Annotated in this window: 23 protein-coding genes and 1 pseudogene; 4 read left to right on the top strand and 20 right to left on the bottom strand. The window is 70.4% G+C overall.

Features of this window, described 5'->3' with window-relative positions; all coding sequences use genetic code 11:
- Positions 1-299 precede the first annotated feature (299 nt).
- A complete protein-coding gene (locus WMF19_RS51905; RefSeq protein WP_437897128.1) occupies positions 300-815 on the top strand; it encodes a hypothetical protein in 516 nt (171 codons plus the stop codon).
- Between the two features lie 90 nt (positions 816-905).
- Here WMF19_RS51905 and WMF19_RS51900 read toward each other — a convergent pair whose 3' ends face one another.
- From WMF19_RS51900 to WMF19_RS51860, 9 genes and pseudogenes are all read right to left on the bottom strand, one after another.
- Positions 906-1754 carry a mechanosensitive ion channel family protein gene (locus WMF19_RS51900; RefSeq protein ID WP_437897127.1) on the bottom strand — a complete coding sequence of 283 codons (849 nt, stop codon included), beginning with the start codon at positions 1752-1754 and terminating at the stop codon, positions 906-908.
- Positions 1755-1838: 84 nt separating this feature from the next.
- Positions 1839-2495 (bottom strand): hypothetical protein, encoded by a 657-nt coding sequence (locus WMF19_RS51895; protein WP_437897126.1) that lies wholly within the window; start codon positions 2493-2495, stop codon positions 1839-1841.
- A gap of 301 nt (positions 2496-2796) precedes the next feature.
- Positions 2797-3099 (bottom strand): annotated as a pseudogene (locus tag WMF19_RS51890) (hypothetical protein); the annotation flags it as partial.
- Positions 3100-3482: 383 nt separating this feature from the next.
- Positions 3483-5264, bottom strand: coding sequence for a cytochrome-c peroxidase (locus WMF19_RS51885; RefSeq protein WP_437897125.1), 1782 nt, complete (start codon positions 5262-5264; stop codon positions 3483-3485).
- A 307-nt stretch (positions 5265-5571) separates the two neighbouring features.
- Positions 5572-6549 carry a hypothetical protein gene (locus WMF19_RS51880; RefSeq protein ID WP_437897124.1) on the bottom strand — a complete coding sequence of 326 codons (978 nt, stop codon included), beginning with the start codon at positions 6547-6549 and terminating at the stop codon, positions 5572-5574.
- 395 nt (positions 6550-6944) lie between these two features.
- Positions 6945-7172 carry a hypothetical protein gene (locus tag WMF19_RS51875; RefSeq protein WP_437897123.1) on the bottom strand — a complete coding sequence of 76 codons (228 nt, stop codon included), beginning with the start codon at positions 7170-7172 and terminating at the stop codon, positions 6945-6947.
- Complete coding sequence (locus WMF19_RS51870; protein WP_437897122.1) at positions 7169-7747, bottom strand: sigma-70 family RNA polymerase sigma factor; 579 nt, start codon at positions 7745-7747, stop codon at positions 7169-7171. The genes WMF19_RS51875 and WMF19_RS51870 overlap by 4 nt, the downstream gene beginning before the upstream one ends.
- Positions 7740-8645 (bottom strand): helix-turn-helix transcriptional regulator, encoded by a 906-nt coding sequence (locus WMF19_RS51865; RefSeq protein ID WP_437897121.1) that lies wholly within the window; start codon positions 8643-8645, stop codon positions 7740-7742. The genes WMF19_RS51870 and WMF19_RS51865 overlap by 8 nt, the downstream gene beginning before the upstream one ends.
- 116 nt (positions 8646-8761) lie before the next feature.
- Positions 8762-9847 carry an RNA polymerase sigma factor gene (locus WMF19_RS51860; RefSeq protein WP_437897120.1) on the bottom strand — a complete coding sequence of 362 codons (1086 nt, stop codon included), beginning with the start codon at positions 9845-9847 and terminating at the stop codon, positions 8762-8764.
- A 351-nt stretch (positions 9848-10198) separates the two neighbouring features.
- Between WMF19_RS51860 and WMF19_RS51855 the strand changes: the two genes are divergently transcribed.
- Genes WMF19_RS51855 through WMF19_RS51845 form a run of 3 tightly spaced genes read left to right on the top strand, consistent with a single transcriptional unit; the run spans position 10199 to position 14420 of the window.
- Positions 10199-11191 (top strand): hypothetical protein, encoded by a 993-nt coding sequence (locus WMF19_RS51855; RefSeq protein WP_437897119.1) that lies wholly within the window; start codon positions 10199-10201, stop codon positions 11189-11191.
- A 30-nt stretch (positions 11192-11221) separates the two neighbouring features.
- Positions 11222-12850, top strand: a complete 1629-nt coding sequence (locus tag WMF19_RS51850; protein WP_437897118.1) for a hypothetical protein — start codon at positions 11222-11224, stop codon at positions 12848-12850.
- Positions 12851-12887: 37 nt separating this feature from the next.
- A complete protein-coding gene (locus WMF19_RS51845; RefSeq protein ID WP_437897117.1) occupies positions 12888-14420 on the top strand; it encodes a hypothetical protein in 1533 nt (510 codons plus the stop codon).
- Positions 14421-14431: 11 nt separating this feature from the next.
- On the opposite strand, the gene WMF19_RS51840 is transcribed toward WMF19_RS51845, so the two are convergent.
- From WMF19_RS51840 to WMF19_RS51790, 11 genes are all read right to left on the bottom strand, one after another.
- Complete coding sequence (locus WMF19_RS51840) at positions 14432-15535, bottom strand: hypothetical protein (protein WP_437897116.1); 1104 nt, start codon at positions 15533-15535, stop codon at positions 14432-14434.
- Positions 15532-16254, bottom strand: coding sequence for a hypothetical protein (locus WMF19_RS51835; RefSeq protein WP_437897115.1), 723 nt, complete (start codon positions 16252-16254; stop codon positions 15532-15534). The genes WMF19_RS51840 and WMF19_RS51835 overlap by 4 nt, the downstream gene beginning before the upstream one ends.
- Positions 16251-16790: a hypothetical protein gene (locus WMF19_RS51830; RefSeq protein ID WP_437897114.1), complete on the bottom strand. Its 540-nt coding sequence runs from the start codon at positions 16788-16790 to the stop codon at positions 16251-16253. Before WMF19_RS51830 ends, WMF19_RS51835 begins: the two co-directional genes overlap by 4 nt.
- A 767-nt stretch (positions 16791-17557) precedes the next feature.
- Positions 17558-17833, bottom strand: coding sequence for a hypothetical protein (locus tag WMF19_RS51825; RefSeq protein WP_437762411.1), 276 nt, complete (start codon positions 17831-17833; stop codon positions 17558-17560).
- A gap of 322 nt (positions 17834-18155) precedes the next feature.
- On the bottom strand, positions 18156-19010 hold the full coding sequence (locus tag WMF19_RS51820) for a carbohydrate ABC transporter permease (protein ID WP_437897113.1): 855 nt from the start codon (positions 19008-19010) through the stop codon (positions 18156-18158).
- Positions 19007-19888: a carbohydrate ABC transporter permease gene (locus WMF19_RS51815; protein ID WP_437797964.1), complete on the bottom strand. Its 882-nt coding sequence runs from the start codon at positions 19886-19888 to the stop codon at positions 19007-19009. The genes WMF19_RS51820 and WMF19_RS51815 overlap by 4 nt, the downstream gene beginning before the upstream one ends.
- Positions 19885-21213 (bottom strand): ABC transporter substrate-binding protein, encoded by a 1329-nt coding sequence (locus WMF19_RS51810; RefSeq protein ID WP_437897112.1) that lies wholly within the window; start codon positions 21211-21213, stop codon positions 19885-19887. The genes WMF19_RS51815 and WMF19_RS51810 overlap by 4 nt, the downstream gene beginning before the upstream one ends.
- On the bottom strand, positions 21210-22337 hold the full coding sequence (locus tag WMF19_RS51805; protein ID WP_437897111.1) for an ABC transporter ATP-binding protein: 1128 nt from the start codon (positions 22335-22337) through the stop codon (positions 21210-21212). Before WMF19_RS51805 ends, WMF19_RS51810 begins: the two co-directional genes overlap by 4 nt.
- Before the next feature lie 9 nt (positions 22338-22346).
- Positions 22347-23150, bottom strand: coding sequence for an HAD family hydrolase (locus tag WMF19_RS51800; protein ID WP_437897110.1), 804 nt, complete (start codon positions 23148-23150; stop codon positions 22347-22349).
- A gap of 243 nt (positions 23151-23393) precedes the next feature.
- Positions 23394-24725 carry an aspartate kinase gene (locus tag WMF19_RS51795; protein WP_437326797.1) on the bottom strand — a complete coding sequence of 444 codons (1332 nt, stop codon included), beginning with the start codon at positions 24723-24725 and terminating at the stop codon, positions 23394-23396.
- Positions 24726-24864: 139 nt separating this feature from the next.
- Entirely contained in the window at positions 24865-26046 is a 1182-nt protein-coding gene (locus WMF19_RS51790) for a YkgJ family cysteine cluster protein (protein WP_437897109.1), read from the bottom strand.
- Positions 26047-26241 lie beyond the last annotated feature (195 nt).

The following is a 26241-nucleotide window of genomic DNA, read 5'->3' as shown; positions in this document are numbered from 1 at the left end:
GGGAGGATCCAGCTTTCCTGGCGTCGACGCCGGGTGAGGCCGCGCGGGTCGCGCGTCGTGAGCGCGCGCGTGCCGCCGCCACCGGAGCGCGGGCTGGACAGGGTCCGCGCGCTGCGATCGATGCTGTCGAGATCGTCATCCCAGGAGAGAGCGCAACCATGAGCAACGATGCAGACTCAACGTTCGGTGCGCCCGCCGCCGGCGCTTCCCATTCGACGCGCAGCCCTGCAAAGGTCAAACCGGGCTCCGGTGTGATTGCCCAGATCCCGCCGGACGTGAGGCTCAGGATCTTTTCGACCGTGGATCTCGTCCGGATCGTGGCCCTCGGGGTCAACGGTGTTTCCAATGGCCAGCTCACCTTCCAGGCGCAGACCGAGTACTGGCGGTGGGCGAGCGCCCTCACCTTCGCGAACACATTGACCTTCACGTCCGAGGTGATCCCGAGCTTCACGGCGCCGGCGCTCGACGCGTTCCTGGACGTCGTGAGCCCGAGCAACCAGTTCACGGCCCCCCGGAACCCGACCCAGGGCGACTGGACGCAGGGGACGCGTACCGTCCCGGGGACCCGCACCGGGTACCTCTACCGGTTGCCGAGCCCCGACGACAGCCAGGTGAAGATGGGAGTCCTGTTCGAGAAGGACAACCAGACATCGGCCCTGATGGCGGCCGCCTGGTACGTGAAGACGCAGGCGCCGAGCAACGGCCTTGCGTTCAACAAGAAGATCTTCACGAGCACGCTGACCCGGGTGAGCGGCACGCACCCGAACGCCATCGAGGTGGGCACCTGGTACTATCTCCTGATGGGCACGCCCTGACCTCGGGCAGGGGCGAGGGGCGGCGGGGCGGGGTCGCCTCCGGGGCCTCTCGCACGAGCCGCGCGGGCCGCCTCGACCGCGCGGGCCGCCTCAGAGGAGCGGGGTAGATCGCCGCTCCGGCTCGCGAAGGGGGATATGCAGCTCGCGCTGGGGCATGGGGATGACGATCCCCTCCGCGTCGAGCCGCTCCTTGAAGTGGCGCGTGAGCTCGAGCCGCACCGGGAAGAAATCGGCGGGGAGGGTCCAGGCGCGGACGAGCAGGTTGACCTTCTCGTCCGCGAGCTCGACGACGTCGACCGACGGCGCCGGCGCCGGCAGCACGCGCGGCTCGTTCGAGAGGACGTCCCGCAGCGTGGCGATGGCGTGAGCGATGTCGGCCGTGGCGCTGACGCCGATCGTGAGGTCCATGCGCCGGCGCTCCGCCCGGGTGAAGTTCTGGATCTTGGCGGACCGGACCTTGGAGTTCGGCAGCGTGATCGGGACGCCGTCGAAGCTCGTCAGCTTGGTCTGGAACACGTCGATGGCGTCGACGATGCCGGAGGTCCCGTCGACCTCGATCGCATCGCCGACGTCGAACGGACGGAGCACGAGCAAGACCAGCCCGGCGGCCACGTCCGACAGCGTGTCCTTGAGGGCGAGGCCGATGGTCAGACCCGCGGCGCCGAGCACGGCGAACAGGCTCTTCGTGTCGACGCCGAAGCGCTCGAGAACGGCCATGGCGGTGACCGTCAATACAGTGAGTCGGCTTACACTGGCCAGCAAGGGGACGAGGGTCGCGTCGATCTGCGTCCACTGCTTGCCGAGCGACCGCACGCTCCGCGCGGCCCAGGCCGCGGCCGTCCACCCGACGACAGCGATGAACAGCGCGCTCGCGACGCCGGACCCGTGGCTCTTCAGGAGCTCGATCGGCGTGCCCCACGTCGGAATCCCCTGCTCCACTGCGCATCCTCCTCGGCTTCGACGCCGCGCGCGGCGCCGCGCGCGGCCCTGCGCCGGGCTGTCTCCGCGCGCGGCCGGCGGGCGTCAACCCGCGAACGTGACGAGGCGGCGGAGCCGCTGCGCCGCGAGCTCCACGCCGTTCGCGAGGCCCCGGAGGAGGTGGGCCACGCCGTCGTCCTTCGCCGCCCGCATGGCGCGCATCGGGCGCGCCGCGAACCACGCGAGCTCGTCGGCGACCGCCTCGACGAGGGGCCTGCGCACCGAGAGCCACCGCGCGCACCACGCGGCGAGGGGCGTGTCGCCCTCCACGGCCGCGACGTACTGGAGCAGCTCGACGAGGTCGACGCCGTGCCGCATCCCGAGCAGCGTGCCGCGGTAGGACCTCTCGGTGCTGAGCAGGTAATCGGCGAGGTGATCGCGCAGGGCCGAGAAGGCCTCGCCCACCGTGCTGCCGCCCGCGCTGATGGGCAGCTCGCGCTCGCGGAGGAGCGGGAGGATCTCCGCCAGCGCGGCCTCCGCGTGGGTCGATACCGCCCGCATGGCGTGCGCCGGCGGCACATTGCCGAGGCGCTCCGCCTCGATCCGCGGATGGATCATCGCGGAGCGCTCCGTCTGAAACAGCTCCCGAACGAGGCTCGTGAGAAACGCGCGCCCTCGCCGGCTCTCTTCCTGCGGCCCGGATTCGTCCCCCAGCAGGCCGCCCTCGCCATTCGTCGCCCCGTTGCTCTGAAGTTCCTGCATGGTTGCCCCCTCTCCCCTTCTCACCGGGACGTCAGGACCCGCTCGCGGCGCGCCGCGCTCCGGTCTTCGCCCTCGAGCTCGTCTTGCGCGAGGCCCCGCTCGCGGCGCGCCGCGCTCCGGTCTTCGCCCCCGAGGTCGTCTTGCGCGAGGCCCCTGCCCCGCCGCGGCGGGCCGTGCCCTGGGCGGCGCGGGAGCGGCCGCTCGTGGACTTGGCCGCGGTGCTGCGCGAGCGAGCGCTGGACGCGGAGCTCTTCTTCGCCCTCGCCGGCGCCTTCTTCGCGGCCGTGGACCCTCCGGCGCTCGCCGCGGCGTTCCGCTTGCGGGTCGCCGCCGCCTTCTTCGCCGCCGCGCTCTTCGCGGCAGCAGGCCGCGCCTTGGACGCGGCGCCTCCCTTGCGGCCCCCCTTCCTCGCCGGCTCCTTGTTCACGGGCTTGCCCACCCCCGAGCCCGATTTCTTCCCCCCGCCGGTCATCTTGTTGACGGTCGCCCAGGCCCGCCGCTCGGCCTCTTCATCGGGGACCCCGCGCTTCTCGTATCCCTCTTCGATGTGCTCGGCCTGCCGCTTCTGCTTGGTCGTGTAGCTCGATTTGTCGCCTCTAGGCATGGTGCCCTCCTTGCGCCTGCTCCACCTCGCGGGTCGGCGGCTTCGTCGGAGACGCCGGCTCGCCCCGTTGTGGGAGCGTGAGAATCGCGAGAACGCGCGAACGTGGGAACGTGCGGGAAAGACAGACCGTGCGTGTGGCCCGGGTCCATCGAGCCGCGATGTCGGTTGCGTCGGTTGCGTCGGTTTGGATGGACGAGCAACGGCTGTGCCGTCGAGAGCGCGGCGCCAGCCGACGGCGGCGCGTCCGGGCCGGGCGCCCCGTCACACGCGGTTTCCCCGCTCCGCCGGTTGCCGGGTGATGGGGGCTCGTATCGTGGCAATCGGCCCCGGATGTCGAGGAACGCCTCGGTCGTACCGCGCGAGGAGCGCGGCGTGCCGGAGGCTCAGAGGGTCTCGAGGTACGCGACCAGATCGTCGAGCTGCGCTGAGGTCAGGCCGGAGACGTCACCGTGCTTGTCGCCTCCGCACAGCGGATCGAAGCGATCGCGGAGCGTCGCCGCGCAGCCGTCGTGCATGAACGGCGCGCGCCCGGCGATGCCGAGGAGCGAGGGCACCTGCAACCGCTCGCCCTTGCCCACGTCCTCGTTCCGGTTGTTGGTGAGCATCGGGCCACCGTGGCAGTCCGCGCAGGCCACCTTCTTGTCATGGAAGAGCACCTCGCCCCGCGCCACGGCGGCGTCGTCCTCGGGCGGCGACGCCGGGAAGGCGGGCAGGCTGTCGAGGTAACGGGCCATCAGATCGAGCCGCCTGGCACCGGGCTGCTGGCCGCCCATGCGGGAGACGAACACCTCTCCCATCAGGCCCGCGAGATCCTGCAGATCGCCGCTCCAGTGGAGGGGCGCCGTCTTCAGGATGCCGCCGCCCAGCGCCTGCGTCCGCCGGAGGCCCACGGGATCGAAGTCCCACGTCCGCCCGTCCTCGTGCCCTTCGGGGTGGCACGACGCGCACGCCACGGCGCTCACGGCGTTCGGCGGGCGGTGGAACATCTCGTGGCCGGTGTCTTTCACGCTCTCGCCCGGAAGCGTGATGATGCGCCCGCCGAGCACCTGCAGGGCCGCAGGCTCCCGCAGCTGCACGACGATATCGCCCCGGCCGTCGAAGGCCACAGCGACCGGCTGACCGCTCACCGGCTGCGCGACGACCACCGGGCTGCACTTGTTGTTCAGGGCATCGCTTTCCAGTTGGTCGATGGGCGCGCTCACGACGACGTTGTTGCCGGCCCCCGCCACGGCCACCTGAGCGCCGTCGGACGAGACCGCGAGGTCTACCGGCAGCGAGATGCCTGGGATCGCAGCCGCGGGCTGCAAGGGGATCGATGTGTCAGGAACGTCCGCCGGATCGATCCTGCTGACCGCGCCGTGCACGATGTTCCCGCCGCAGTCGGCCGCCTGGTAATAGCCGCCCGGGCTGAGGGTGACCTTCGACGACATCGCGCGCTGGTGCACCACCATCGCACCTCCGCCGGCGAGCGGCGCCAAGCGCCAGGCCACGGACGGCGCATAGTCCGAGTTGGCGAACCCGTTCGAGTGGAAGACGGGGAGCGTGCGGCGCGAGAGCACCGCGCCGTCGGGGCCCACGACCAGCGTCTCCGCGGACCTGAAGCGGCTGACAAGGAGCCGGTCGCCCTCGACCACGACGTCGCGCAGGTCGGGGTCGAGGCGGAGCTTCCGGACGGCCGGGCCGCCGGAGGCCGGGAGCGTCACGAGCTCTCCGCCGGCGCAGGCGACATGGATGGCATCGAGCGAGGCGTCGTAGGCGACCCCGCGCGGCGCGCGGCAGACCTCCCTGCGCGCGATGACCGACCGCGCCTCGACATCGAGGGTCACCACCGCGCCGGCGCGCCGGAGCGCCACGTGGACCCGGCCGCTCGCGTCCTCGACGAGGCGCCCGGGCTCGTCGCCCCGCTCCAGCGGCACCGCCGCCGGCTCGCCGCCCTGGAGATCGACGATCCAGACGCGATCGCGGTCGGCGTCCGCCGCCACCGCCGTGCGACCGTCGCTGGCGACGATCAGCGTTCCGCCGCTGATCGCCGGCGGCGGCACCTCCGTCACCGTGATCTGCTGATCAGGGTCGTCGACATTCACCCCGGCTACCGGGTCGGGATCCCCCGGGCCGCACGCCGTGAGAGCTGACGAGAAAACACCCGCGGACAAGAGCACTGCCATGACAAGAGAACGAGAAAGGGGCAGACGCATGGGTTCCTCCGTTCGCCGCGCGCGCGAGCTCAGCAAGAAGGATTCCAGGCAGATGTCGAGATCTGGACGGCGGCGATCCCCGGGGGCGGCTGGGCGCGCAGCGCGGCACCGGCGGACGGTGCGAGAAGGGGTGTTCGCTGGCGTGGTGCGAAGGATGTCGGGCGGCGATGGTCCATCAAGGCGCCGGCGAGGGCGTGACGAATCGAATAAGGAAGAGGGCCCAGGTTGCAGCCTGAACCCTCGGTGGATGCTCGGTTCCGATCAGGGCGTTTCTGACTCAGAACGGCGCATCGTCGCCTTCGAGCGGATCCTCCTCGTCCGGCGGCGCTCCGCCGGTGCTGCCACTTCCAGCGCTGCCGCTGCCAGCGGCGCCGCCTCCTCCGCCGGGCGTCTCGGTCGCCTTCTTCCTGGTGCTCCGGCTGAAGAGCCGCCGTGTCGCGATGGGCACGAGGCGCGGAATGGTCGGATCCTGCTCGTTGGCGCGCTCGAACACCCGCACGATCTGCTCTAGGAGGATCAGGTTGATGCCGTCGGCCCGGTCGAGGTCGCCGCTCGTGACTTTCTGGCCTGCGGGGCGCGCAGCCGCCGTCTTCGCCGCCTGGGTGAGCTCCTGGGCGGCCTCTTCGAGGCGCTCGACGTAGTCCTGGTCGAGCCGCATCAGCTTGGCGCGCACGGCGACGGAACCCTTCTTCTGCGCGAGGTAGCGCTTGCCGAGCGCGGCGAGCTGGATGAGCCCGCGCGCGAGCGCGCCTGGATCTTCCGCGGTGCCGACTGCCTGCGCGAGCTGCTCGCGCGCCTCCTTGCCCGAGCCGGCGACGCCGCGCAGGACCTCGTAGGCCTGGTCGCGCAGGAGCAGCGAGCGCGAGAGCCGCTCCCGCAGCGCCGCGTCCGTCGTGGCGCGCGCCGCGTCCTTCTTCTGCCCGGCGCTCTCGTGCGCCTCGAGCAGCCGCTCCAGCGCGAGCGCCTGGTCGACCGCGAGCGCGAGCAGCTCCGGCGAGAAGCCGCGCAGCTTCTCCCGCTTCTCCTTCGACGCGCCCGACCAGCACGCGTGCGCCGTCGCGTAGAGGCGGCGCAGGTCGGTCAAGACACGTGAGGAGGCGATCTGCCGCCCTCGCTCGACGAGCTGGGATCCGGTCGTGCCGTCGAGCAATGCCTCGATGATGCCTGGCTCCGGCTTGCCGAGCCGCTCGGCCAGGGATTCGAGCGTGGGATCGTTGTCGTCGGTCTCTTCGGGACGAGAGGTAGGTTTGGCCATCAGCGCAGGCTAAAAGGGTGCGGAGCGGCATGTCGACGGAGTGGCAAGTTTTGGCCATGGCGCCAGGCCAGCCAGCGCCGGGGAGCGTGCCCGTGGATGCCGACGCGCGACGCGCAGGCGCGCGGCGCGGAACCGTCGGCATCGCGGCGAAGGGCGTCGTCATTGCGGGAAGGGGCCATCCTCATCTGACGTGGACGTCGTCGTCATCCGCCCGGGAGACATCGGCATCCGGCCGGGACACATCGGCATCGGGGCCGGGGCCCGCCGGCATACGCCCGGAGCCCATCGTCATCCGGCCGCTGCCCTTCGGCATCGGGCGTCGAGCCATCGTCATCCGGCCCTGGGACGTCGTCGTCGAGGCTGGAGCCCATCGTCATCCAGCGGCGAGTTCGTCGTCATCCGAGGTGGAACCTGTCGTCATCCGGCGGAGGCCCGTCGGCATCCGCTCGCCCGCCGGCGTCGCACTCGCCGACGCCGCCGCGACCGCCGGGGGACATGCTGCCGTCGGGACACAGCGTCACCGTGGGCAAGGCTCCGTCCATCGTGAGAGCGTCGATTGTTCGCTCGGCCTCGTCGTCGTCGAAGTCGCGCCGGAAGTGAACAACCAGGCCTTTGATGTTCATTGCGGCCCGACTCTCCGGGCGAAGTCCCCCATGGTCCCCCGAAGCGCGATGATGTCGCGGAGCGCACCGATGGCCTTTGTGCGTCGCCTGTAGAGCGTAGAGAGAGGTAGTCCCGCGTCTTCTGCCACCTGGGCCATCGGGATCCCGTCCAGATCGTGTGCCACGAGAACAAATCGCAGGTCCGGCTCGAGCTCGTTCACTGCATCGATGGTGCCGGCCCTGATGTCGTCCGATTCCATCACAGCAGCGGCGTCGGGCGCTGGATCGAGCACATCGATCCGATCGACGAGCTCCTCCTTCCGGCGCTGCGCACACCGGTGGTAGTGCGACGCGACATGGACGGCGATCGAATTCAACCAGCGTTCTGGCCTGCCGCGCGTCGGATCGAACCTGGGCCAGCTCTGCCAGGCGATGAGCCAGACTTGGCCTGCGACGTCGCCACGATGGCAGAGTGGGACCCCTAGCCACGCCAGCCAGCGCAGCACGGAACGCATCAGCATCGGACAAAACAAGCGGGCGTGCGCGGCGGCACGTTCGTCGTTATTCGAATGCGAGGCTTGGCTGCGCTCACCCATGGCTCCCTACTCCGGGGAGTGTCGTGTTCAGCGGCGAGCGCTCGGCTTCCTCCCATTCCTCCCAATCGGACCCGCTGGCGGTGCTCGCCGCCCCTTCGTCATGCTGTACTGGGAAGCTCGTCAGCGCCCCAGCGCGACGGGCGAGCTCCGACCCAGCGGCGGCGCGGACAGGGAGCGGCGACCGAAGCCGCGGCAGTGGAGGCGGTGGGAGCTTCGCCCGCGGGCTCCTGGCCGCAAGCTCGGGAGACGGCACCACGGGTGGAGGAACGTCGAGCGCACGAGGAGGCATTGTCGGCGGAAGCGGCGGCACCGAGGTCGGCCCGGGTGACGACGACGGACGCGCAGAGCTCTCGCGCCTGGTGACGGGTTCGCCGACCGGGATCACCACCGTCTCCTCCGCGTCCGCTCGATGGTCGTCGTGCAGCCGCCACAGGCGCTCCCAGTACCGAGCAGGCGTCCCGGTGAAGGCTCCCAGCTGCCGCGCGAGGCCGGGTGTCATGGGGAGGTCGCTCCTGAGCAGCCGCTCCACCTCCCTCGGTTCCAACCGCGTGCACTCGGCCAGCTTTCTCCTCCACGACGGCGTCGTCGCGCAGAACGACTCGAGGACCCTGCCTGGCCAGGGGACGAGGCGTGAGCGGGCGTCTGTCAGCTCCGCGAGCACCGCGTCGACATGACAGTCCAGGAGGCGCCGGTATCGGTCCCGCTCCCCCGCCGCCTGCTCCTTCGCATCGGTGAGGGCTGCCTTCTCGTCATCACGCGCGTGCTCGCGCGCCTCGCGAAGCCCGCGCTCGCGTCCCAGCGCTTCGCGCGCGGTGACGGCGAAGCCGATCGCGACGCACGCGATCATCGCGAGCCCGAGCGGCGAGACGAGCCACATCGCACCCAGCATGTCCTCCATGTTCCCTCCTGAACCGTGAGCATTCCTGTCCGACGCACGGCGGAGCTCGGCCTCGTGCTGCCCGACGACAGCACCGACTCCGCCGCTGGCTTAGGCGTTGATGGACAGCCGACCCGTCAGCGAAGCTGTCTGAGCATCTCTTCGCGCTCCGCGGCGAGCCGACCGCGCGGGAACTCCTCCGCATGTGCATCGAGCAACCGAAGCCCCTCGAGGTCCGCCTCTGGGCTGTGAGCCTCGATGGCCGTCCGGGCCTGGCTGATCAGGCTCCTCTCGCGCGCGCTGATCGCCTGCTTCGCGTGCGTCGTAGAGGACGGCGCACGAGGAGCAGCCATCACCGACGGAGGAGGCGTCTTGGTCGCACCGGCGCCATCCTGTCCGGCGCCGCGCTCCGCCGGGAGCGCAGCGGCCTGCGCTGCGGGTGATGCGGAGGACGTCCCCGTCTGCCCGGCGCGGCGCTCCGCGGGGAGCGGCGCGGAGGCCTGCCCCGACAGCGCGGGCCAACCGTCATCGAGAGCCGATCGAACCCACGCCTGCAGCGTGGACGAGGAGGTCACGGCAGCGACCATGGCGCTCATGAGCACGACGCTCGCCCCCTGCGCCAGGAGCCTCCAAGTCCAGCGGAGCAGGGAGCCAATCCATGCCCGGCGCGGAGTGAGCCCGAACGGAACGACGCAGGGGGTCTCGTCCCATCCGCGCGAGCGTTGCTTCGCCCTCCGGCGTTGCGCCGCCTCCTCCAGCTGCTCGCGGGCCCGCCGGTGCAGCGTCTTCACGGCGTCAGGGTGAAGCCCAAGCTCCACGGCGATCTGGGTCAGCGGGATCTCCTCGAGATCGTGCTTGATCAAGATGTCCCGGTACCTCGGCTCGACACCGGCGATGAGCTCGTGCACCAAGGCTTCCCGCTCGCGCCACCTGAGCAGCTCTTCCGGCGTGGGGTGTTCGTCGTGAAGCTCGGGGTCGCTAGACGGCGTCAGCACCTCTCGCCGGCGGCGCGCGCTTCGAACATGGTCACGCGCCTGGTTGGCCGCGATCGCGACGCGGTACGGCGCCGGGTCTCCGCCTGCCTCGATCCGTCCCTCCGCGTCGAGCCCCCGGAGCAGCGCGTCCTGCGCGACGTCCTCGGCATCGCGCGCCGGGACCCCGAAGCGCCTCGCCAGGCGCCGGAAGAGCTCGAAGCTGCTGAAGGTCCCCGCTGGCTTGCCCATGCCGGTAGCACGTCTGAGCGGCCCTTCCGGGGTCAGAAAAGTGAACGGTCCGGGTCATTTTGGTAGGACAACGTCCCCCAGCACGCCACCTGCGCGCGCGCACAGCGCTCGGCGCCCAGGTAGAGATGGCAACATTGCTAGCTCGCGCTGCAATTTCTCACGGCAAACGCAGGCGCATGGCGATTTCACCCCCCATTGACGCCGAGCAGTTGACGCAACTACCGTCGTGACATGCGTTGCGCTCCACAGTTCCTCTCGATTCTCCTTGCGGTCGGGGCATCGACATGGCTCACGAGCGCAGCGCGCGCCCAGGGCGGCCCATCGACGACAAGGTCGGGAGAGCGCTCGACGGTGAAGGACCATGTTCGCCGTGGCCAGAGGGCGCGCGCGGCGGGGCAATGGACCGAAGCACACGCCGCCTACAAGGCGGCATTCGACGCCGCAGACCCGGAGTCCACCACGGAGCGTGAGCGCGCGGAGATCGCCGGGGAGCTCGGCCTCTGCGAGGTCGCGTTGGGCAAATACCGCGACGCGGCCGAACACCTCGCGTGGAGCCTCGAGCAGCGCGAGGCGCTGCCGGCCGCTCTGCAGAAGCGATTCGAGGAAGGGCAGCGCAAGGCAACACCGCACGTCGCGAAGCTCCGTGTCTCCGTCGACCCGCCGGACGCCGAGGTGATCGTTGACACCAAACCCATCGGCCGCGTCGCACGCGTCTACACGCTGTTCGTCGAGCCCGGCCTGCATACGGTGCGGGCCCGAGCACCGGGCCGCGAAGATGCGTTCCAGACCTTGCGCACCGTGGCGAAGGCGGAGCACGAGATCTCGCTCCATTGTCCGCGCGCGTCGGTGAGCAGCGTCAACGAGGACGCGCCGGGTTCACCGAGCGAAACGCCGCGCGCCCCGCGCTCTCCGGCGGCTGCGCAGACCCGGCCAGGAAGCCCATGGGCTTCCTGGCCGGGGACGGCGCGGATAGGCGGCATCGTGGTGACGACGGCAACGGCAGCGGCCGGCGCGGTCTTTCTCCTGCGCGCTCACGTCATCCATGGCGATCTGCGCGAGCGAGACATCACGCGTCGCGCGCAGGGGTGGACGTCCCATACGTGCCGGGATGCCAGCGCACCGGCGTCTTGCGCCGGCATTCGTGACCAGGTGAACGAGCGGGATCTGTTCGCGACCCTCGGCAAGGTATCGCTGGCGACGAGCGCCGTGTTCGGCGTGGCGACGGCGGCCTCGTTCTTCACGGAGGTTGCCTTTTTCGGTGGTGCGCCCAAAGCCGCCAGCGTCCGCGTCGTGCCGGTGACGACGAACGAACGAGCGGGTGTGCTCGTCGAGGGAGCGTGGTGAGGGGGAGGCGAGGTCATGCATTCTAGGTCGATGGGTCGCCGTCGAGATGTCCTCCGTTCGCTGGCGTCCCTCGCGCTCGGTCTAGCAGGCGCGGCCGGGAACACGGGGTGCTACTCGGACAGCTGTGCGGACAGCTACTGGTGCGAGATTCCGCCGCCGGAGCCATCTCCTTGTGACGGGGATCCGAAGACGGCGACGGCGCTCGACATGTGCGGCGTGTTCGTCAGCGAGCAGGGCGACGACAGCAGCCCCGGTATCAAGGGAGCGCCGGTCAAGACGCTGCAACACGCGATCGGGCTCGCCGCGCACGGGCGAGGCCATGGCGAGGAAGCGACCCGGCGGGTGTACGCGTGCGGCGGATTGTTCGAGGAGGCCATCTCGCTTCCCCAAGGGGTCGACCTCTGGGGCGGTCGTCTGTGTGCCAGCGGCGACTGGTCCTATGGAGGGCCGCTCGACGAGCAGAGCGCGTTGACCGTCATCGCGCCGCCCGTGGGGATCCCGGTGCGGGTCATCGGGGGGGACGACGATGCGGTCATCGCGGAGGAGGATGCGACGTCGGTGATTTTCGGCGTGCGTGTCGAGGCGGCCGACGCCTCCGCGAGCGACCACAAGTCGTCGATCGCGATGATCCTGGAGCATGGGGCCAGGGCGATCGTGCAATCGAGCGTGATTCTCGCAGGCGACGGCAAGGATGGAGAGCCGGGCGAGGACGCGCCGAGTTACCGCGCGAACGCCGGCGTGGTTGGGAACGACGGCGCGGACGCCTGCACCGCGAACGTGGCGCCGGGCGCCCTTCCGGTCGTGACCGTATGCGACGACGGCATCGAGTCGAGGGGTGGCGAGGGGGGAGATGGAGGCCCCGAGATGGGCGGCGACGGGACCTCAGGACTGCCGGAACCGGTCAGGAATTCGGACGAGCAGGGCTTGGGCGGCGTCGGCGGGTCCAGCATGCCGTGCAAGGATGGGGAACAGGGAGCAGTCGGCGCCGACGCAGAGCGCGCTGCTGGAGCGGCGGGTGCTGGCCTCCTGGACATCTACGGATGGGTCGGCGTCCGCGGTAAAGACGGGGAGAAGGGCGGCGTCGGCCAGGGCGGCGGCGCGGGTGGCGGCGGCAAAGGGCGCGACGCCACGGTGGCGTGTCCGGCAGGTCGCGCCCAGGCCGGTGCGGCCGGCGGATCAGGGGGCAGTGGCGGCTGCGGGGGCAGAGGGGGCCAGGGGGGCGACTACGGCGGCGCGAGCATCGGGATCGTGGCACTGCAGAGGAGCGACCTCACGATCAAGGACAGCAAGGTCCTCGGGGCCAAGGGCGGCGATGGCGGGGTCGGCGGAACGGGCCAGTGGGGAGGCTCTGGCGTTTCCGGCGGCCTCGGAGGGAAGCACCCTTTGAACGACAGCTGGAACGCGTGCCGCGGTGGAAGCGGCGGCGACGGCGGTCGCGGGGGCGATGCCGGCGGCGGGCTCGGGGGCCACTCGCTCGGCATCGGCTCCATGGGCGCCTCCGTGGCCATCCTGGAGACGTCGACGGTCTCGCCCGGACAAGCCGGCACCGGTGGGCGCGGCGGCAATGCAATCCCGGAAAGTGAGCTCGGCCAGGGGCGAAGCGGGACCGCGGCGTTCTGGTACCGGTTCGATGCGCCAGACCCGGAGCCGCCTCAATGAACCGCCCTGTGCTGGCGTCCCCCCTCAGGAGACGTTCATGAGAAAGAGCACCGCTGCTACCTTCGTCCTTCTGTTGTCGCCGTGGGCGGCCGGCTGCGGAACCGCTCCCGGCGTGAACGACCCTGGCGTCACGCCTTGTGAAGGCACCTCGTGCGAGGACGAGCCGCCCCCGGAGTCGGTCTGCGTCGAGCACGTCGCCGCCGGTGTCCTCGACGACGGCTGCGGCGTGTTCGTCGCCGGAGCCTACGGTTTTGGCGACGACAGGAACCCTGGCACGAAGGCGAAGCCGGTGTTCACCGTCGAGCACGCCGTCGAGCTCGCGCGCGCTGGACGAGGACGCGTGTTCCTTTGCAACGATGGATTCGTCGTGGAGCAGATCAGGGTGCCCTCCGGCGTGGATCTCCTCGGGGGCTTCCACTGCCGGAAATGGGAGCGCGACCCCCTGCGCCCGTTCACCCTGTTCAATCCCGAGCGGGTCTTCGGTCCCATGGTGATCGTCGAGCCCTCGGCCCCCGGGGACACGGGGGCCGCGGACGGGGTCTCGACGCTCGCCGATCTCCACGTCCCGAGCTGGGGCCCGGTCGGTGTGCTCGCTCAGTCCAACACCGCGGTGGAGATCCTGCGGAGCGAGATCTCCGCCAACGGAGGGGGTGGAAACAGACACGGCGAGAGGTGGCCGACCAAGCAACCGGACGGGCCGGATGGCATGTTCGGTGGGGACGCATGCTCGGCGGCCGTCGTCGCCGGCGGGCCTGCGCCCGTGAACCAGTGCGAGAGCGGGCTCACGAGCGTCGGCGGCAAGGGAGGGGACGGGCTGCCCGACAGCGCCGAGGATGGAGCCGACGGGGAGCCCGCCGATGCTCCGCCCTCGGGACGCGGTGGTACCGCAGAGCAGGACAACGTCAGCAGTTGCTATCCCGGATCCCAGGGGGGCCCGGGGGCTCCGGGAACACAGGGCGCACCGGGCAAGGGCATCGGGCGCCTCACCGAGACAGGATGGGAAGGCGACACGGGGGGCGAGGGGACGTGGGGCACGCCGGGCCAGGGCGGCGGCGGGGGCGGCGGTCGTCGGGGCGGGCTCGCCCGGTGCGGCGCGGCCTCCAAGGGAGGCCCAGCAGGAGGCTCGGGAGGGGCCGGCGGTTGCGGGGGCCGAGGAGGCCGCGGGGGAGGGAACGGTCAGCCGTCCATCGGCGTCCTCGCGCTCCACGCCCGGGTGACCGTGCGCGACACCAAGATCACGGCGGACTTTGGCGGCAAAGGCGGCGATGGCGGGCCACCCCAGGACGGCGGCCGAGGCGGTCGAGGCGCACCGGGCGGAACGCTCGGGAATGAACTCGCCGCCTGTTTCGGACGCGAGGGCGGCCAAGGAGGGCCCGGCGGCTACGGCGGCCCGGGGCGCGGCGGCGACTCGATCGGCATCGCCTACCTCGACGAGGATCAGCTCACGCTGGAGGGCGTGACCATCGAGACCGGACAGCCGGGCAAGGGCGGCACCAGCTGGAACCACGATGGCAGCACGACGGTGGGAGAGAGCGGCGAGGCCCACGAGACGCTGCGGTTTCCCGAATAGCCGAAGTCACGTCATGGGAGATCGACGCGGAGATCGGCGACCGAGTCCACGGGCCAACTCGCCAGGAAGCTGGAGGCCCAAGCGACCATGGAGGCTGGCGGCTCGCCGTGACCGTCCCACGAAGCGACCAGCGCTTCGAGCTCGCGCTTAGCAGCTTCGAGCTCGCGCTTGGAAGCGACGCCGCGCGCAGTCTTCGGCGCCTCAAGGAGCATGTGAATCTTCGTAAGTGCCGCCAGTACCTCCTCTCTGTGCAGTACCCCATCTGTCGTCACCACCCGGTAAGAAGAACCGCTCTGCACATCTGACATCAGAGTCCACAAGATGTGATAGATTGCCGCAAGGACGCTTAGCACCGCGATGAGCGAATCTGTCAGGCTGCTCGCTTCGACGTCCACCCCGCCCCCCGATACTTCAGACGGCGATGGCTTCACCCATGCACGCTGGTCCGAAAACAAACAGTCGTAGAGTCTGACCTCACCGGGAAGGCGCACGCTTGTTGTCACATCCGGCACGAGCACGGTCCCGATCTCCGGCGGCATGAATTCGCAACCGAAGGCCATTTCGATATCACGAGAAATCCACTCCGCACATGGCTGTTCTTCGGGCAACAAGTCGAAGGTGACGTAGCGTTCCCTGATGTTGACGAACCTGAGACTATCGTCCGGCCGTGACACGAAAGCTGGATCGAATGGGCTTCGACGAACAATAAAACGCAAACCTCGAAATGCGACCGCGAACAGGCTGCTCGCCTGTTTCACGATCTCGACCGTGCACGGCCTGTAAACAATGTAGCACGGAGCCAAGAAACTTATTTGAAACCACAGTGGCTCACCGGTGGATTTTCGAAGATCAATCGTGAATGAATAGCAGCCATCGCAGCCACCGGCAGTGAGATGCAGCGAATGGTTTCTCAGCATACGAGGAAATCGGCCTTCGATGCGACGCAGCATGGAATGCCATCGCTCGTCCTTTGATGCCTGGATCCGAGCGGCCACGAGCCGGGCGTGCTCTTCGGTCTGGCGGATGAGCTCTTCGTCGATATCATCGGTAATTCCAACGCCACGGGGGTAGTATCGGTAGACAATGTCCAGTAGTTCGTCGAGGCTGTGTTTCATGGATTCTGGACCCTCGCACCAATACCTTTGTAAAACTCAGACTCAAAACTTTTTATCATTCTAGATTTGAACGTCTTGCAGAATATGCCAGGCGGGAGATCCTCGCCATTGTCCTTCTTGTACACGTCATCCGCTGACAGATTCGCCACATCGGCGCTAATGCTGGCTGCCCTGTCCGACGAGATCGTTCCCCACTCTTCGCTTCGCAGTGGCATCCCGATGTGAACCATACACGTCGAGTCGCCCTCATTATTATGGCCGAAAGCCAAATCGGCCTTTGCCTCCTGCCAGCCACCTGCAACGCCGGCCCCATCGTAGGCAACGATGGTAACAAAATCGAAAGCCCGCGGGTCGATCAGTTTTTTGCCTGTGCATCCCATGGTCGGAGCGCCGCTCTGCTGGCAGGGGTCTGGCGGGCTCGTCGGGCTAGCTGTCGGCTTCTCCGAGCTGTCGCTGTCGCTCGGTCTCTCCTCTTCCTCTTCCTCTTCGAGGTCCGACTCGTTGCAGGCGATCTTGCGCTCGCCGCCCCCCTGCGGGTCGGCCCCGAAGTCACCGGATGCGGCGGAGGTGAAGATGGGGCGGGGCTCCGAGCCTGGACCGGCCCCTGCCCCCGAAGTCCTTTCCTCGACAGGATAGCAGTCGCCGAACGTCCAGTTGCACGCCGTCAGCGCCCAAACCGCGATGACCAAGATCAACAATAGAGCTCTTCTCGCGTTCATTTCTCACTCCATCGAAGCACAGGACCAGCAACGAGCACGACGGACCTATAGCCCGGGAGCACCAGACTGCCCCGGCCGACCCAATCCACGTTGACGCTCACCGACACCCCCAGCGGTCCGGCGACGTACGCGTTGGTCTGCGCGTGGCCGCCCACGGCCACGCCACCGACGCGGCCGCACAAGGTGACGCCGCACGCCGGCATGAGGTAGAACGCGATAGACGGCCCCGCGCTGACGTTGCCGTCCTTCCACGCGTACCCGATATCAACCGAGGTCTGGTTGTAGATCCCGAGCCCGTCCTTCTGGATCGGGGGTAGGATCGTGCACAGGTCGTGCACCGCGAACAGAATGTCTCGCTGGATGGGCCACGATATGCCCGCGTGCGGCCCCACCGCGAGGCGCGGAATGGTACCGGCCTGGAGCCACCCGAGGCTCACACCGGCGCTGAGCTCAGACGCCTCTCCTTGCGTCGGTACGACGACGAGCGAGGGGACGACCAGGACCACCCATGGGATCCGCCGGCTTCCTGTGCCCATCGTCCCCTTCTCCCCTCTCCGAAACGGACGAGCGACGTGACGACGCGGGCGATTCTTCTGATATCAGGGATCCGACGTCAAACAGAATCCAGACGAGCACACTACAAGGACCGGGGGGCGTACCGTCCAGAGCGCAGCTACCTGCGCGGCTCCAGTGCGTATCGACCACGACCAGCTGGCGCCAGCTGCCTGTCCGCGCTGCCATGAGAGCGCACGGACGGCGATGCGCTCTGGGAGGCACGACGTCGCCCGCGTGCCGCGGCCACGACCCACCGCGACAGACAGCCTGGGCAGGCCGCCACCGCGGTTGATGGTGCGATGGGGGCCGCCGCGGCTCGAGTTCGGCGTCCATCGGCCGAGCCGAGCCCCTCCACTTGGTCTAGCGCGCAGCGGCCGGCGTCGACTCCTGCGGGCCGGTGACGGCTATGTCGTCGTGCGACGTCGGCGCGCCGGTCCGCGCCGGCCAGAAGGAGTGAGCGTCGCCTTCGCGGATGCACGCCGCGCGGTGACGGTCCCGCTGGGCTCTGCTCGGCACGCCCGTGCGGCTCGGGATCGCGCCTCCGACCCGCGCCGCAGGCTCGTGACCGAGCGGCCCCCGGGCAGCCGAATCACGGCACACTGCTGGGTGGGCGAGGCGCCGGTGGAGACGATCCTGCCGGACGGGCCGGGGCTCCTGGACCGTGCCAGGTTCGAGCGCGACGAGCGCGGCTTCGTCACGCGCTCGCGGAACGAGATCGCGATGAGCCGCCGTCCGCAGCCGGCCGCGATCAGCGGTAGTCGCCGTACCCCAGCTCGTGCTCCAGCTTGACCAGCTTGTTGTACAGGCCGATCACGAGCAGAGATGGCGCCCACTGGCCGATGAAGTTCGCGATCTGCTTCTTGCCCGCCAGCATGCAGCCGGCCGAGATCGCCATCGAGCCGATCGCCAACCCGAGATAGGTGCCGGACGGAATCCTGCCGGTCCTCTCCTCGATCTTCGTCGTGATCCTGCCCTCTTCCTTCTGCACCATCTGCTTCTGCATCATTGGTTCGGTGGTGGTCATCGTGGATCTCCTTCCGCAGCGCCTGGCCGGCGCTGCCGTGGCCGACGCTGCCGTGGCCGGCGCGAGCCGGTGCGACGACCGGGCCAGAAAACAAGGCGTCCGGACGAGAACAAACCGCGCAGCGCTCTCTTCTGCCACCGACGCCGCGGCGCGCTGTGCCCTCGAGTCGACCGCCGCCGAGCGAAGCGCAGGAGCCAGCGACAGCGACGATGGCAGGGCTCGATCGCGCCCGACGCGCACTGCCACGTCGATGCACACGCCGGCCGGTAGACCGCTCGATCGCCGGCCTCCGGCGCCGGCTCTGCTCGAGCGCCCGCGCCGTTCAGATCCGCGCCGTCACCGCGCGCAGGATCTGCCGCTGCGCCGCCGCGAACACGAGGAGCACAGGCAGGCTCAGGATCACGTTGCCGGCCATCACGAGGTGCCAGCGGACGCCGGTGCCCTGCTCACGGAGAAGGGCGATGGCGAGCGGCAGCGTGCGTACCTGGTCGTCGGTCGTCATGACGAGCGGCCAGAAGTAATCGTTGTAGTGAAAGACGAAGCTGAACAGGAACAGCGCCGAGAGCGTCGGCCGCAGCATGGGGCCGAGGATCAGGTAGACAATCCTGAGCTCGCCGGCCCCATCCATCCTTGCCGCCTCGATGATCTCGTCAGGAACCGAGAGCAGCGCCTGGCGCACGAGGAACGTGCCGAGCGCGCTCACCCCGAAGGGCAGGATCAGCGCCCCGAACGTGTTCACGAGGCCGACCGAGCCGAGCATCGTGAAGACAGGCACGAACGTCACCTGCGCCGGGATGAGGAGGCACGAGAGCACCAGGACGAATGCGGCGCTCCGCCCCGCGAACCTGAGCTTCGCGAGCGCATAACCGGCCGGGAGCGCGAGGGCGATCTGCAAGAGCGCGATCGCCGTCGCCATGAACACGGTGTTGACGAAATACCGCATCACCGGCACCGCCTGGAGCACCTCGCGGTACGCGCCCAGCTGAAAGGCCTGCGGCAAGGGGTAAGCCGGAGCGCGGGTGATCTCGGGCAGCGTCTTCAGCGAGGTGATCGTCATCCACGCATAGGGCCCGAGCCACACGATCGCCACCACGAGGAGCACGGCGTCCGAGGCGAGGCGGCGCGAGCGCGAGTTGAAGAGCCCCGCGCCGGCGCCGCCGCTCTGCCCCGCCGTCACGACGGCCGCCTCCCCTCGCGCGGCGCGCCCGCGCGGAGCGCCCAGAGCTGCAGGACCGTCAGGAGGAGCAAAAAGACGAAGAAGATCACGATCATAGCGCTGGCCCGGCCCACCCGCAGGTTCACGAAGACGTGCTCGTAGATCGCGTAGACGAAGAGGGTCGTCGCTTTGACCGGCCCTCCCTGCGTCATCACGCGGATCACGTCGAACGCCTGAAAAGAGAGGATGAGGCTCGTCGTCGCCACGAAGGCGGCGCTCGGGCGGAGCAGCGGCCATGTCACGTGGCGGAACCGCCGCCATGGGCCGGCGCCGTCGAGCGCGGCCGCTTCGTGGAGCGCGCGGGGGATGTCCTGGAGGCCGGCCAGGAAGATGACCATGGCATAGCCGGTGATCTTCCAGACGCTCACCGCCGCCAGCGCGAGCAGCGCCGAGCGGGGATCGCCGAGCCAGCTCATCGTCGGCAAGCCGAGCCCGCGGAGCGCGGCGGTAAAGAGCCCCTCGGCGTCGAGGATCCACATCCAGAGGAGCGCCACGGCGACCCACGACACGACATAGGCGCTGAACACAGCGCCCCGCACGAAGGCATAGACAGGCCCAGGTCGATCGAGCGCCACCGCCAGCGCGAGCCCCAGGGCGCCGGAGAGCGCCACCACGACGGCGCTGTAGCCGAGCGTGCGGAGCAGCGTGCCGGCGAGCTCGCCGCTCCCGACGAGGACCTCGTAGTTCCGGAGCCCGACGTACCGCGGGGGCGTGAGCAGGTCCCACGTGAAGAAGCTGTTCTTGGCCGCGAGCAGGAGCGGGATCAGGAAGAACACCGCCAGGAAGGCCGCGGTGGGCAGGAGGAGCAGGTAGGGCGAGAGGGGGTGTTTGGGCTTCATCGCTCTCGCGCCGCGCGGACGGCCTCGGAGAGGGTCTCGGCGGCGTCGCGCGGGGCGAGCACCGCCTCTTCGAGCCGGGGCTGCACCGCCTCGCGCTGGACGCGGAACAGCTCCGGAGACCAGGGCCAGGGCGCGGCGTGCGCGAGCTGGTCCACGGCCACGCGGTCGTTCGGGTGCGCGGCGTAATAGCCATCCTGCCCGAGCACCTCGAGGCCGCGGCGTGAGACGGGGATGTAGCCCGTCCGCGTCGCGAACGAGTTCGCCTGCTCCGGCTGCATCATCCAGCGCAGGAACGCGAACGCCGCCTCCTGCGCCGCCGGCGCGGCGCCCCGCGGCATCACGAACATCGTCCCGCCCGTGGGCACCGAGGCGCGCACGTCGCGCGGCAGCGGGGCCGCGCCCACCTCGAACTTCCCGGCGCCCGCCTGGCTCGCGTTGTCCTCCAGGTACCGGAGGAACGCGGTCGAGGTCCAGATCATCGCGACCCGGCCTGCCAGGAAATCGGTGTTCGTCACCTGCCACGCGTTGTAATCGCGCCCGGGCGGCGGCTTCATCGTGCGGTCCTCGTGCACGAGGGTCTGCCAGAACCGGAGGGCGCGCACGCCCGCCTCCCCGCCGAGCGTGGGCGTGCCGTCCGGGGCCACGACGTCGCCGCCCGCTTGCCCGACGAGCGCCGCCCAGAACCACCAGTCGATCGGGCACTCGAAGCCCCACCGCCGCGTGCCCGCGCCGTCGCGCACGACGAGCCGCGCGGCCGTCGCTCGCAGCTCGTCCCAGGTCGTCGGCGGCGACAGCCCGAGCTCGCGAAACACATTCCGGTTGTAGTAGGCGATCGGCGTCGATCGGTTGAACGGCAGGCACACGAGCGGGCGCTCGCCGCCGCCCACGAACGTCCCCGACTGGCCGAGGGCCTCGACCACGTCGAGATCGCCGCCCGGGGCGTCGGCGAGGAACCGATCGAGCGGCTCGAGCACGCCCGCCTCGGCCAGGTAGGGCACCACCTCGCCGACCACGTGCGTCAGGGCGGGCGCCGCGCCCGCCGCGAGCGCGGTCCGCAGCTTGGCGAGCGCCTCGAAGTAGTCGCCCTGGTACACGGCGTCGATGCGGTAGCGGCCCTGCTCGCGGTGGAACTGGTCGACCAGCGACAGGAGCACCTCGCGGTTCTTGCCGCCGTAGGCGAACCACAGCGAGCCCTCCATGCGCCCGTCGACGACGCGCGCGCGCCGCGCGCAGCCGATCGATCCCGCCGCGGCCGCGGCGAGCGACGCGGCGAGCGCCCGGAGCGCGTCGCGCCGCGAGCGCACGGCGCGGCCTTCCCCGTTCATGACGCCGCCCGCGGCGGGGCGATCCGGGCGCCGGAGCCGGCGTCGAACCAGAGCACGTCGCGCGGATCGAGCCGCGCGCGCACCGCCTCGCCCGGCGCGGGCGTCGCGAAGCCGTGCGCCCGCGCGCGCAGCCGTGTCCCGCCCGCGTCGAGGTACAGGAACGTCTCGGCGCCGAGCGGCTCGGCCACGACGACGCGCGCCTCGACCTCCACCTCGCCCTGCGCCCCGGCGTCGCCGCGCGCTCCCGCATCGTCGTGCGATCCGCGCCCCGGCGCGACGCGCAGGTGCTCGGGCCGCACGCCGGCGATGGCCCGGTCGGGGAGCGCCACCCCCGGCTGGGCGGGCAGCGAGAGCGCCGCGCCCTCGTAGCGCTCGCCGGAGCGCTCGAGCGGGAGGAGGTTGATCGCCGGCGTTCCCAGGAACCCGGCCACGAAGGTGTTCGCCGGCGCCTCGTAGATGGCGCGCGGCGGGCCGACCTGCTGGAGCTCGCCGGCGCGGAGCACGGCGATGCGGTCGCCCATGGTCATGGCCTCGACCTGGTCGTGGGTCACGTAGACCGACGTCGTGCCGAGGCGGCGCACGAGCGCCGCGAGCTCGACCCGGAGCTCGGCGCGCAGCGCGGCGTCGAGGTTCGAGAGCGGCTCGTCGAAGAGGAACGCCGCGGGGGCGCGCACGATCGCGCGCCCCATGGCGACGCGCTGGCGCTCGCCCCCCGAGAGCTCGCCGGGGCGCCGGTCCAGCAAGTGGCCGATCGCGAGCAGCGCCGCCGCCTCCTCGACGCGGCGCGCCCGCTCCTCCCGCGCGACCCCGCGCATCCTGAGCGGGAAGCCCATGATGTCGCGCGCGGTCATGTGCGGGTAGAGCGCGTAGCCCTGGAAGACCATGGCCACGTCGCGGTCCTCCGGCGCGACGCGGCTGACGTCGCGCCCGCCGATCGAGACCGTGCCGCCGTCGGGGCTGTCGAGGCCCGCGATCAGCCGGAGCGCCGTCGATTTGCCGCAGCCCGAGGGGCCGACGAGGACGAGCAGCTCGCCGTCGTCGACGTCGAGATCCAGGCCGGCGAGCGCGGGGCGCTCGGCGCTCGGGAACCGGCGGGTCAGGCCTCGGAGCGAGAGGGTGGCCATGGCAAGAGCTCAGGTGGCGAGCAGGACGAGCCCGGGGATCGAGTCGGCGACCGCGAGCAGCTTGGGGCTCGGCGAGACCGCGACGGGCACCCGGGCCGCCCGGAGCAGGGCGGCGTCGTAGGCGCTGTCGCCGAAGGCCGCGAGCACCGCGAGCTCGGGGAAGATGCGCTCGAGGGCGCGGGTCTTCCCCTCGCCGTAGGTCGCGGGCGCGCCGAGCTCGGGGGCGAGCCGGCCTTCGCGGACGGCCGGGGTCATCGCGGCGATGCGCTCGGGCGCGACGCCGAGGCGCGCGACGGCGCGCTCGATCACGGCGCGCGGCGACGCCGAGACGACGTACACCGGGACGCCGCGCGAGCGCGCCCAGTCGAGGATCGGCAGCAGCGCCGGCCGGATCCGCCCGGCGTGGCCCTTCTCCTCGAGCACGCGGTCGACGAGCGCCGCGAGCTCGTCCTCGCGCCACCCCGCGAAGGCCCAGGCCATCATCGCGAACGCCCTGTCCTCCGGGTAGCGCTCGGCGTTGAACGCCGCGTAGAGCGCGCTCGCGATCTCGTGCGCGCCGCCCTCCGCGGCGACGCCGAACGCCTCGGCCTCGCGGCGCAGCGCCGCCTCCGCCTCGGGCCGCGCGAAGCGCCCCGCGAGGAACGCCTCGAAGAGGTCGACGCCGACGTCCCCCTCCCAGAGGGTGCCGTCCGCGTCGAACGCGAGCGCGGTGCGCGTGGCGTACGTGCCGTGCGCGGCCTCGATCCTCCGCAGGATGTCGGTCGTGCTCTCGCGCGGGATCGTCGCGCTGCCGTCGAGGTGTGCCGCCGTCATGGTCTCCCCGGGCCGGACACCTGGTCCGACCGAGGCCTACGCCTACTGCGGCGCCCGCGTCGCGTCACGCGTGTCAACGTCGCGTCACCCGGCAGGAACACCGATCACGTCGAGGATCCGAGAAAACCAACAGGGAGACGGGGAGGCGAGGAGGAAGAGAAAGAAAAATCTCCCCGTTCCCTCGCCCCCTGTGAAACCTCTGCTGTCTATCGATGTTCAATCTGTTCGGCGCGCCAGGGGGCGTCACCGCGCCTTCTCGAAGAGGGAGTGGTGCAGAACGCCGACCGCCGAGGCGACGTGCGCGTCCTCGATGACCATCGACAGGTTGACGCTGCCCGTGGCGTAGCTGAGCATCTCGACGTTGACGCCGGCCTGGGCCATCGCCTCGAGCACCTGCGCGGCGACGCCCTTCTGCCTGGGCATGCCCTGGCCGACGATCACGAGGGTCGTCCGGTTGGGCAGGACCTCGCAGGCGCCGAACTGCTCGAGCTCGGGGAGCGCGCGGCTGAGCTTCCCGAGATCGTCGGTGGTCATCGAGACCGAGACCTCGGACGTGGTGATCACGTCGATCACGACCTCGTGCCGGGCCAGCGCCGCGAGCACCTGCGCGAGGAAGCCGACCTCGCCGAACATCCGGGTCGAGCTGATCTTGAGCACGACCTGCCGCTCGCGGTACGCGATGCTCGTCACGGCCGGGGACGCGGCGTCGGTGTTGAAGTCGATGACCGTGCCGGGGTGATCCGGCCGGTTCGTGTTGAGCACCCGCACCGGGATGCCCTTCTCCATGGCGGGCAGCAGCGTGGAGGGGTGCAGGACGCGGGAGCCGAAGAACGCGAGCTCCGCGGCCTCTTCGAAGCGCATCGTGGGGATGTTCCGGGCCGTCTTCACGACGCTCGGGTCGGCGGTCATCACGCCGTCGGTGTCGCTCCAGATCTGCGCCTCCTCGGCGCCGAGCCCCGCCGCGACCAGCGTGGCCGTCAGGTCGCTCCCGTTGCGGCCGACGGTCGTGATCTCGCCGGCCTCGTTGCGGCCGACGAAGCCGGTGACGATCGGCACGATCCCCTCGGGGACGCGCTCGGCGAACATGGCCTTGATGCGGGCGTCGAAGCCGGGCAACGGGCGCGCGCGGCCGAAGTTCGCGTCGGTGACGAAGCCGAGGTCCCAGACGTCGTAGGCGCGGGCCGGCACGCCGCTCCTCGCGAAGAAGTCCGCGATGCACCGCACGGCCATGCGCTCTCCGAAGCTCGCGATGTAGTCGAGGCTCCTCGGGCTGAGCTCCTTGACGAGGCTGATGCCGCGCAGCAGATCGGCGATCTCCTCGTAGAAGGGCGCGAGGAGCTCGGGCGCGCAGCCGAGCGACTCGGCGACCGCGCGCTGCTTGTTCACCGGGACGGAGGGATCGAACCGCCCCGTGGCGGCGGCCTTGGCGGCGTTGATCAGCGCGTCGGTCATGCCCTTGTGAGCGGAGCTCACCACGACGGGGCGGCGGGCCAGGCGGGCTCTGACGATGTGAAGAACCTTCTCGATCTGCGCGCGGCTCTCGACCGAGCTGCCGCCGAACTTCATGACGATCATGCGCGTGCCTCCATGGGCCAGCTGGGCCCGGTGGGCGCGAGAATAGTCGCGGCCGGCGGTTAGGCGAGCCCGGCCTGACGTTGACGCGAGGTGCTAAAAGCCTGTCCCGGTAGCGCACCCAACCATGTGGACGAGGGGCCTATGCCTCGGTCGCAAGGAGCGCCCGAAAGCTCTCACGCTTCGTGAGCAGGAGCCAGCGCAGGTTCTTCATGAGCGTGCCTTGCTCCGAGAGGGCCGCGTGGCTCAGGAGGACGAGCTCGGCGACGCTGATGCCCTCCCGCACGTCCTCCGGGGAGACCTTGACCCTGCCGTCCGCTGCGGCGCGGCAGCGGGCGAAGCGCGAGATCACGACGGTGGCGAGCGATAGGTCGAGCACGGCCGCCAGGAGGTGCCTCGGCGCCGAGAAGATGTGCCGGCGCTGGAGCACGAGGCGCAGGTAGTCCTTGACGAGGGTCCCCTCGTCGCCGGCGAGGAAGCGGTCGACCGTGCTCACCCGCTGGAGCTTGAACGGCCTGGGGACGAACAGCATATCGACGGTGCCTCGCCCGAGCATCCAGGCGGCCTTGTTCCCGAAGCTGCGCAGCGCCTGGAGCTCCGTCCAGGAGGCCTTCTCGACCCGGTGGGACTCGCGGACCCGCGACGGATAGCAGAGGTTGCCGAGGAGATAGGCGAACAACACCCGCGCATAGAAAGAGGGCTTCTTGCGGGGCGCGAGCTGCTCGGGCTCCTCTTTGCCGGCCTGCCCGAGGGCGGCGTCGACCGAGGCGTCCGTCGCGCGCCCCTGGCCCTGGGGGAGCGCGCGCTCGAAGGCCGCCGTCCAGTCGTAGAGCTCCGCCAGCGTCGACGCGGGCGACGCGCCGGTCGCGAGCCGCTCTTCCCAGTGCCTCGCGGCGCGCAGATAAAGCGGCTGCGCGAGGATCACGCCGCTCAGCGTCGCCAGCGCCGTCGACATCCGCTCCGTGTCGCCTCGCTGCTGGAGCTTCGCCTTGAGCTGGCGGTCCACGGGCTTGCCGTAGTTGTCGCGGATCGACGGGCACAGCTGGGAGAGCTGCGCGACGACGACATCCTTCTCGTCTCGGACGAACCCGAACGGGAACGCCTGGCACGATTTCGGGATGTACTCGTGGCCGAACCGCTTCTGCATGCTGCAGAGCATGTCGTCGTCGAGGAAGACGCACTGGAGCTGGCGATCCCGCTCCCGCACGGGCAGCACGCCGCGCCCGATGACGAGGGCCCCCTCTTCCCCGACGCGCTCGCGCACCCAGGGCTCGGCGAGGTACCGCCTGGCTTCGTCGCCGCCGAAGCGGATGTTCCAGGGCATCCGGCAGCACCGAGCTGGGCAGTCGCGGCACTCGAACTTCTGATTCGGGGGGTGACTCGAGGGAGCGATGAGCTTCGTCGCCATGGGGCGGCGGGACGATACAACGCTACGGCGATCTGCGCTCGATCCCCGCGTGCCATGTGTCCATCGCGCCCGGCGCGGCGCAGCGAGCCAGTGGGCTCAGGCGTGGCGACG

This window comes from Sorangium sp. So ce124 (genome assembly GCF_051525235.1).
In the GTDB taxonomy this organism is placed as follows: domain Bacteria; phylum Myxococcota_A; class Polyangia; order Polyangiales; family Polyangiaceae; genus Sorangium; species Sorangium atrum.
The sequence above is the reverse complement of the archived record's forward strand: the minus strand, read 5'-3'. Positions and strand labels throughout refer to the sequence as shown.

Bases quoted from the DNA above. Each gene is read 5' to 3' on its own strand.
- WMF19_RS51810 (WP_437897112.1), bottom strand. From the start codon at position 21,213: ATGAACGGGGAAGGCCGCGCCGTGCGCTCGCGGCGCGACGCGCTCCGG.
- WMF19_RS51800 (WP_437897110.1), bottom strand. From the start codon at position 23,150: ATGACGGCGGCACACCTCGACGGCAGCGCGACGATCCCGCGCGAGAGC.
- WMF19_RS51835 (WP_437897115.1), bottom strand. From the start codon at position 16,254: ATGAACGCGAGAAGAGCTCTATTGTTGATCTTGGTCATCGCGGTTTGG.
- WMF19_RS51850 (WP_437897118.1), top strand. From the start codon at position 11,222: ATGGGTCGCCGTCGAGATGTCCTCCGTTCGCTGGCGTCCCTCGCGCTC.
- WMF19_RS51845 (WP_437897117.1), top strand. From the start codon at position 12,888: ATGAGAAAGAGCACCGCTGCTACCTTCGTCCTTCTGTTGTCGCCGTGG.
- WMF19_RS51865 (WP_437897121.1), bottom strand. From the start codon at position 8,645: ATGGAGGACATGCTGGGTGCGATGTGGCTCGTCTCGCCGCTCGGGCTC.
- WMF19_RS51825 (WP_437762411.1), bottom strand. From the start codon at position 17,833: ATGACCACCACCGAACCAATGATGCAGAAGCAGATGGTGCAGAAGGAA.
- WMF19_RS51840 (WP_437897116.1), bottom strand. From the start codon at position 15,535: ATGAAACACAGCCTCGACGAACTACTGGACATTGTCTACCGATACTAC.
- WMF19_RS51875 (WP_437897123.1), bottom strand. From the start codon at position 7,172: ATGAACATCAAAGGCCTGGTTGTTCACTTCCGGCGCGACTTCGACGAC.
- WMF19_RS51885 (WP_437897125.1), bottom strand. From the start codon at position 5,264: ATGGCAGTGCTCTTGTCCGCGGGTGTTTTCTCGTCAGCTCTCACGGCG.
- WMF19_RS51830 (WP_437897114.1), bottom strand. From the start codon at position 16,790: ATGGGCACAGGAAGCCGGCGGATCCCATGGGTGGTCCTGGTCGTCCCC.
- WMF19_RS51860 (WP_437897120.1), bottom strand. From the start codon at position 9,847: ATGGGCAAGCCAGCGGGGACCTTCAGCAGCTTCGAGCTCTTCCGGCGC.
- WMF19_RS51790 (WP_437897109.1), bottom strand. From the start codon at position 26,046: ATGCCCTGGAACATCCGCTTCGGCGGCGACGAAGCCAGGCGGTACCTC.
- WMF19_RS51795 (WP_437326797.1), bottom strand. From the start codon at position 24,725: ATGATCGTCATGAAGTTCGGCGGCAGCTCGGTCGAGAGCCGCGCGCAG.
- WMF19_RS51880 (WP_437897124.1), bottom strand. From the start codon at position 6,549: ATGGCCAAACCTACCTCTCGTCCCGAAGAGACCGACGACAACGATCCC.
- WMF19_RS51895 (WP_437897126.1), bottom strand. From the start codon at position 2,495: ATGCAGGAACTTCAGAGCAACGGGGCGACGAATGGCGAGGGCGGCCTG.
- WMF19_RS51815 (WP_437797964.1), bottom strand. From the start codon at position 19,888: ATGAAGCCCAAACACCCCCTCTCGCCCTACCTGCTCCTCCTGCCCACC.
- WMF19_RS51805 (WP_437897111.1), bottom strand. From the start codon at position 22,337: ATGGCCACCCTCTCGCTCCGAGGCCTGACCCGCCGGTTCCCGAGCGCC.
- WMF19_RS51870 (WP_437897122.1), bottom strand. From the start codon at position 7,747: ATGGGTGAGCGCAGCCAAGCCTCGCATTCGAATAACGACGAACGTGCC.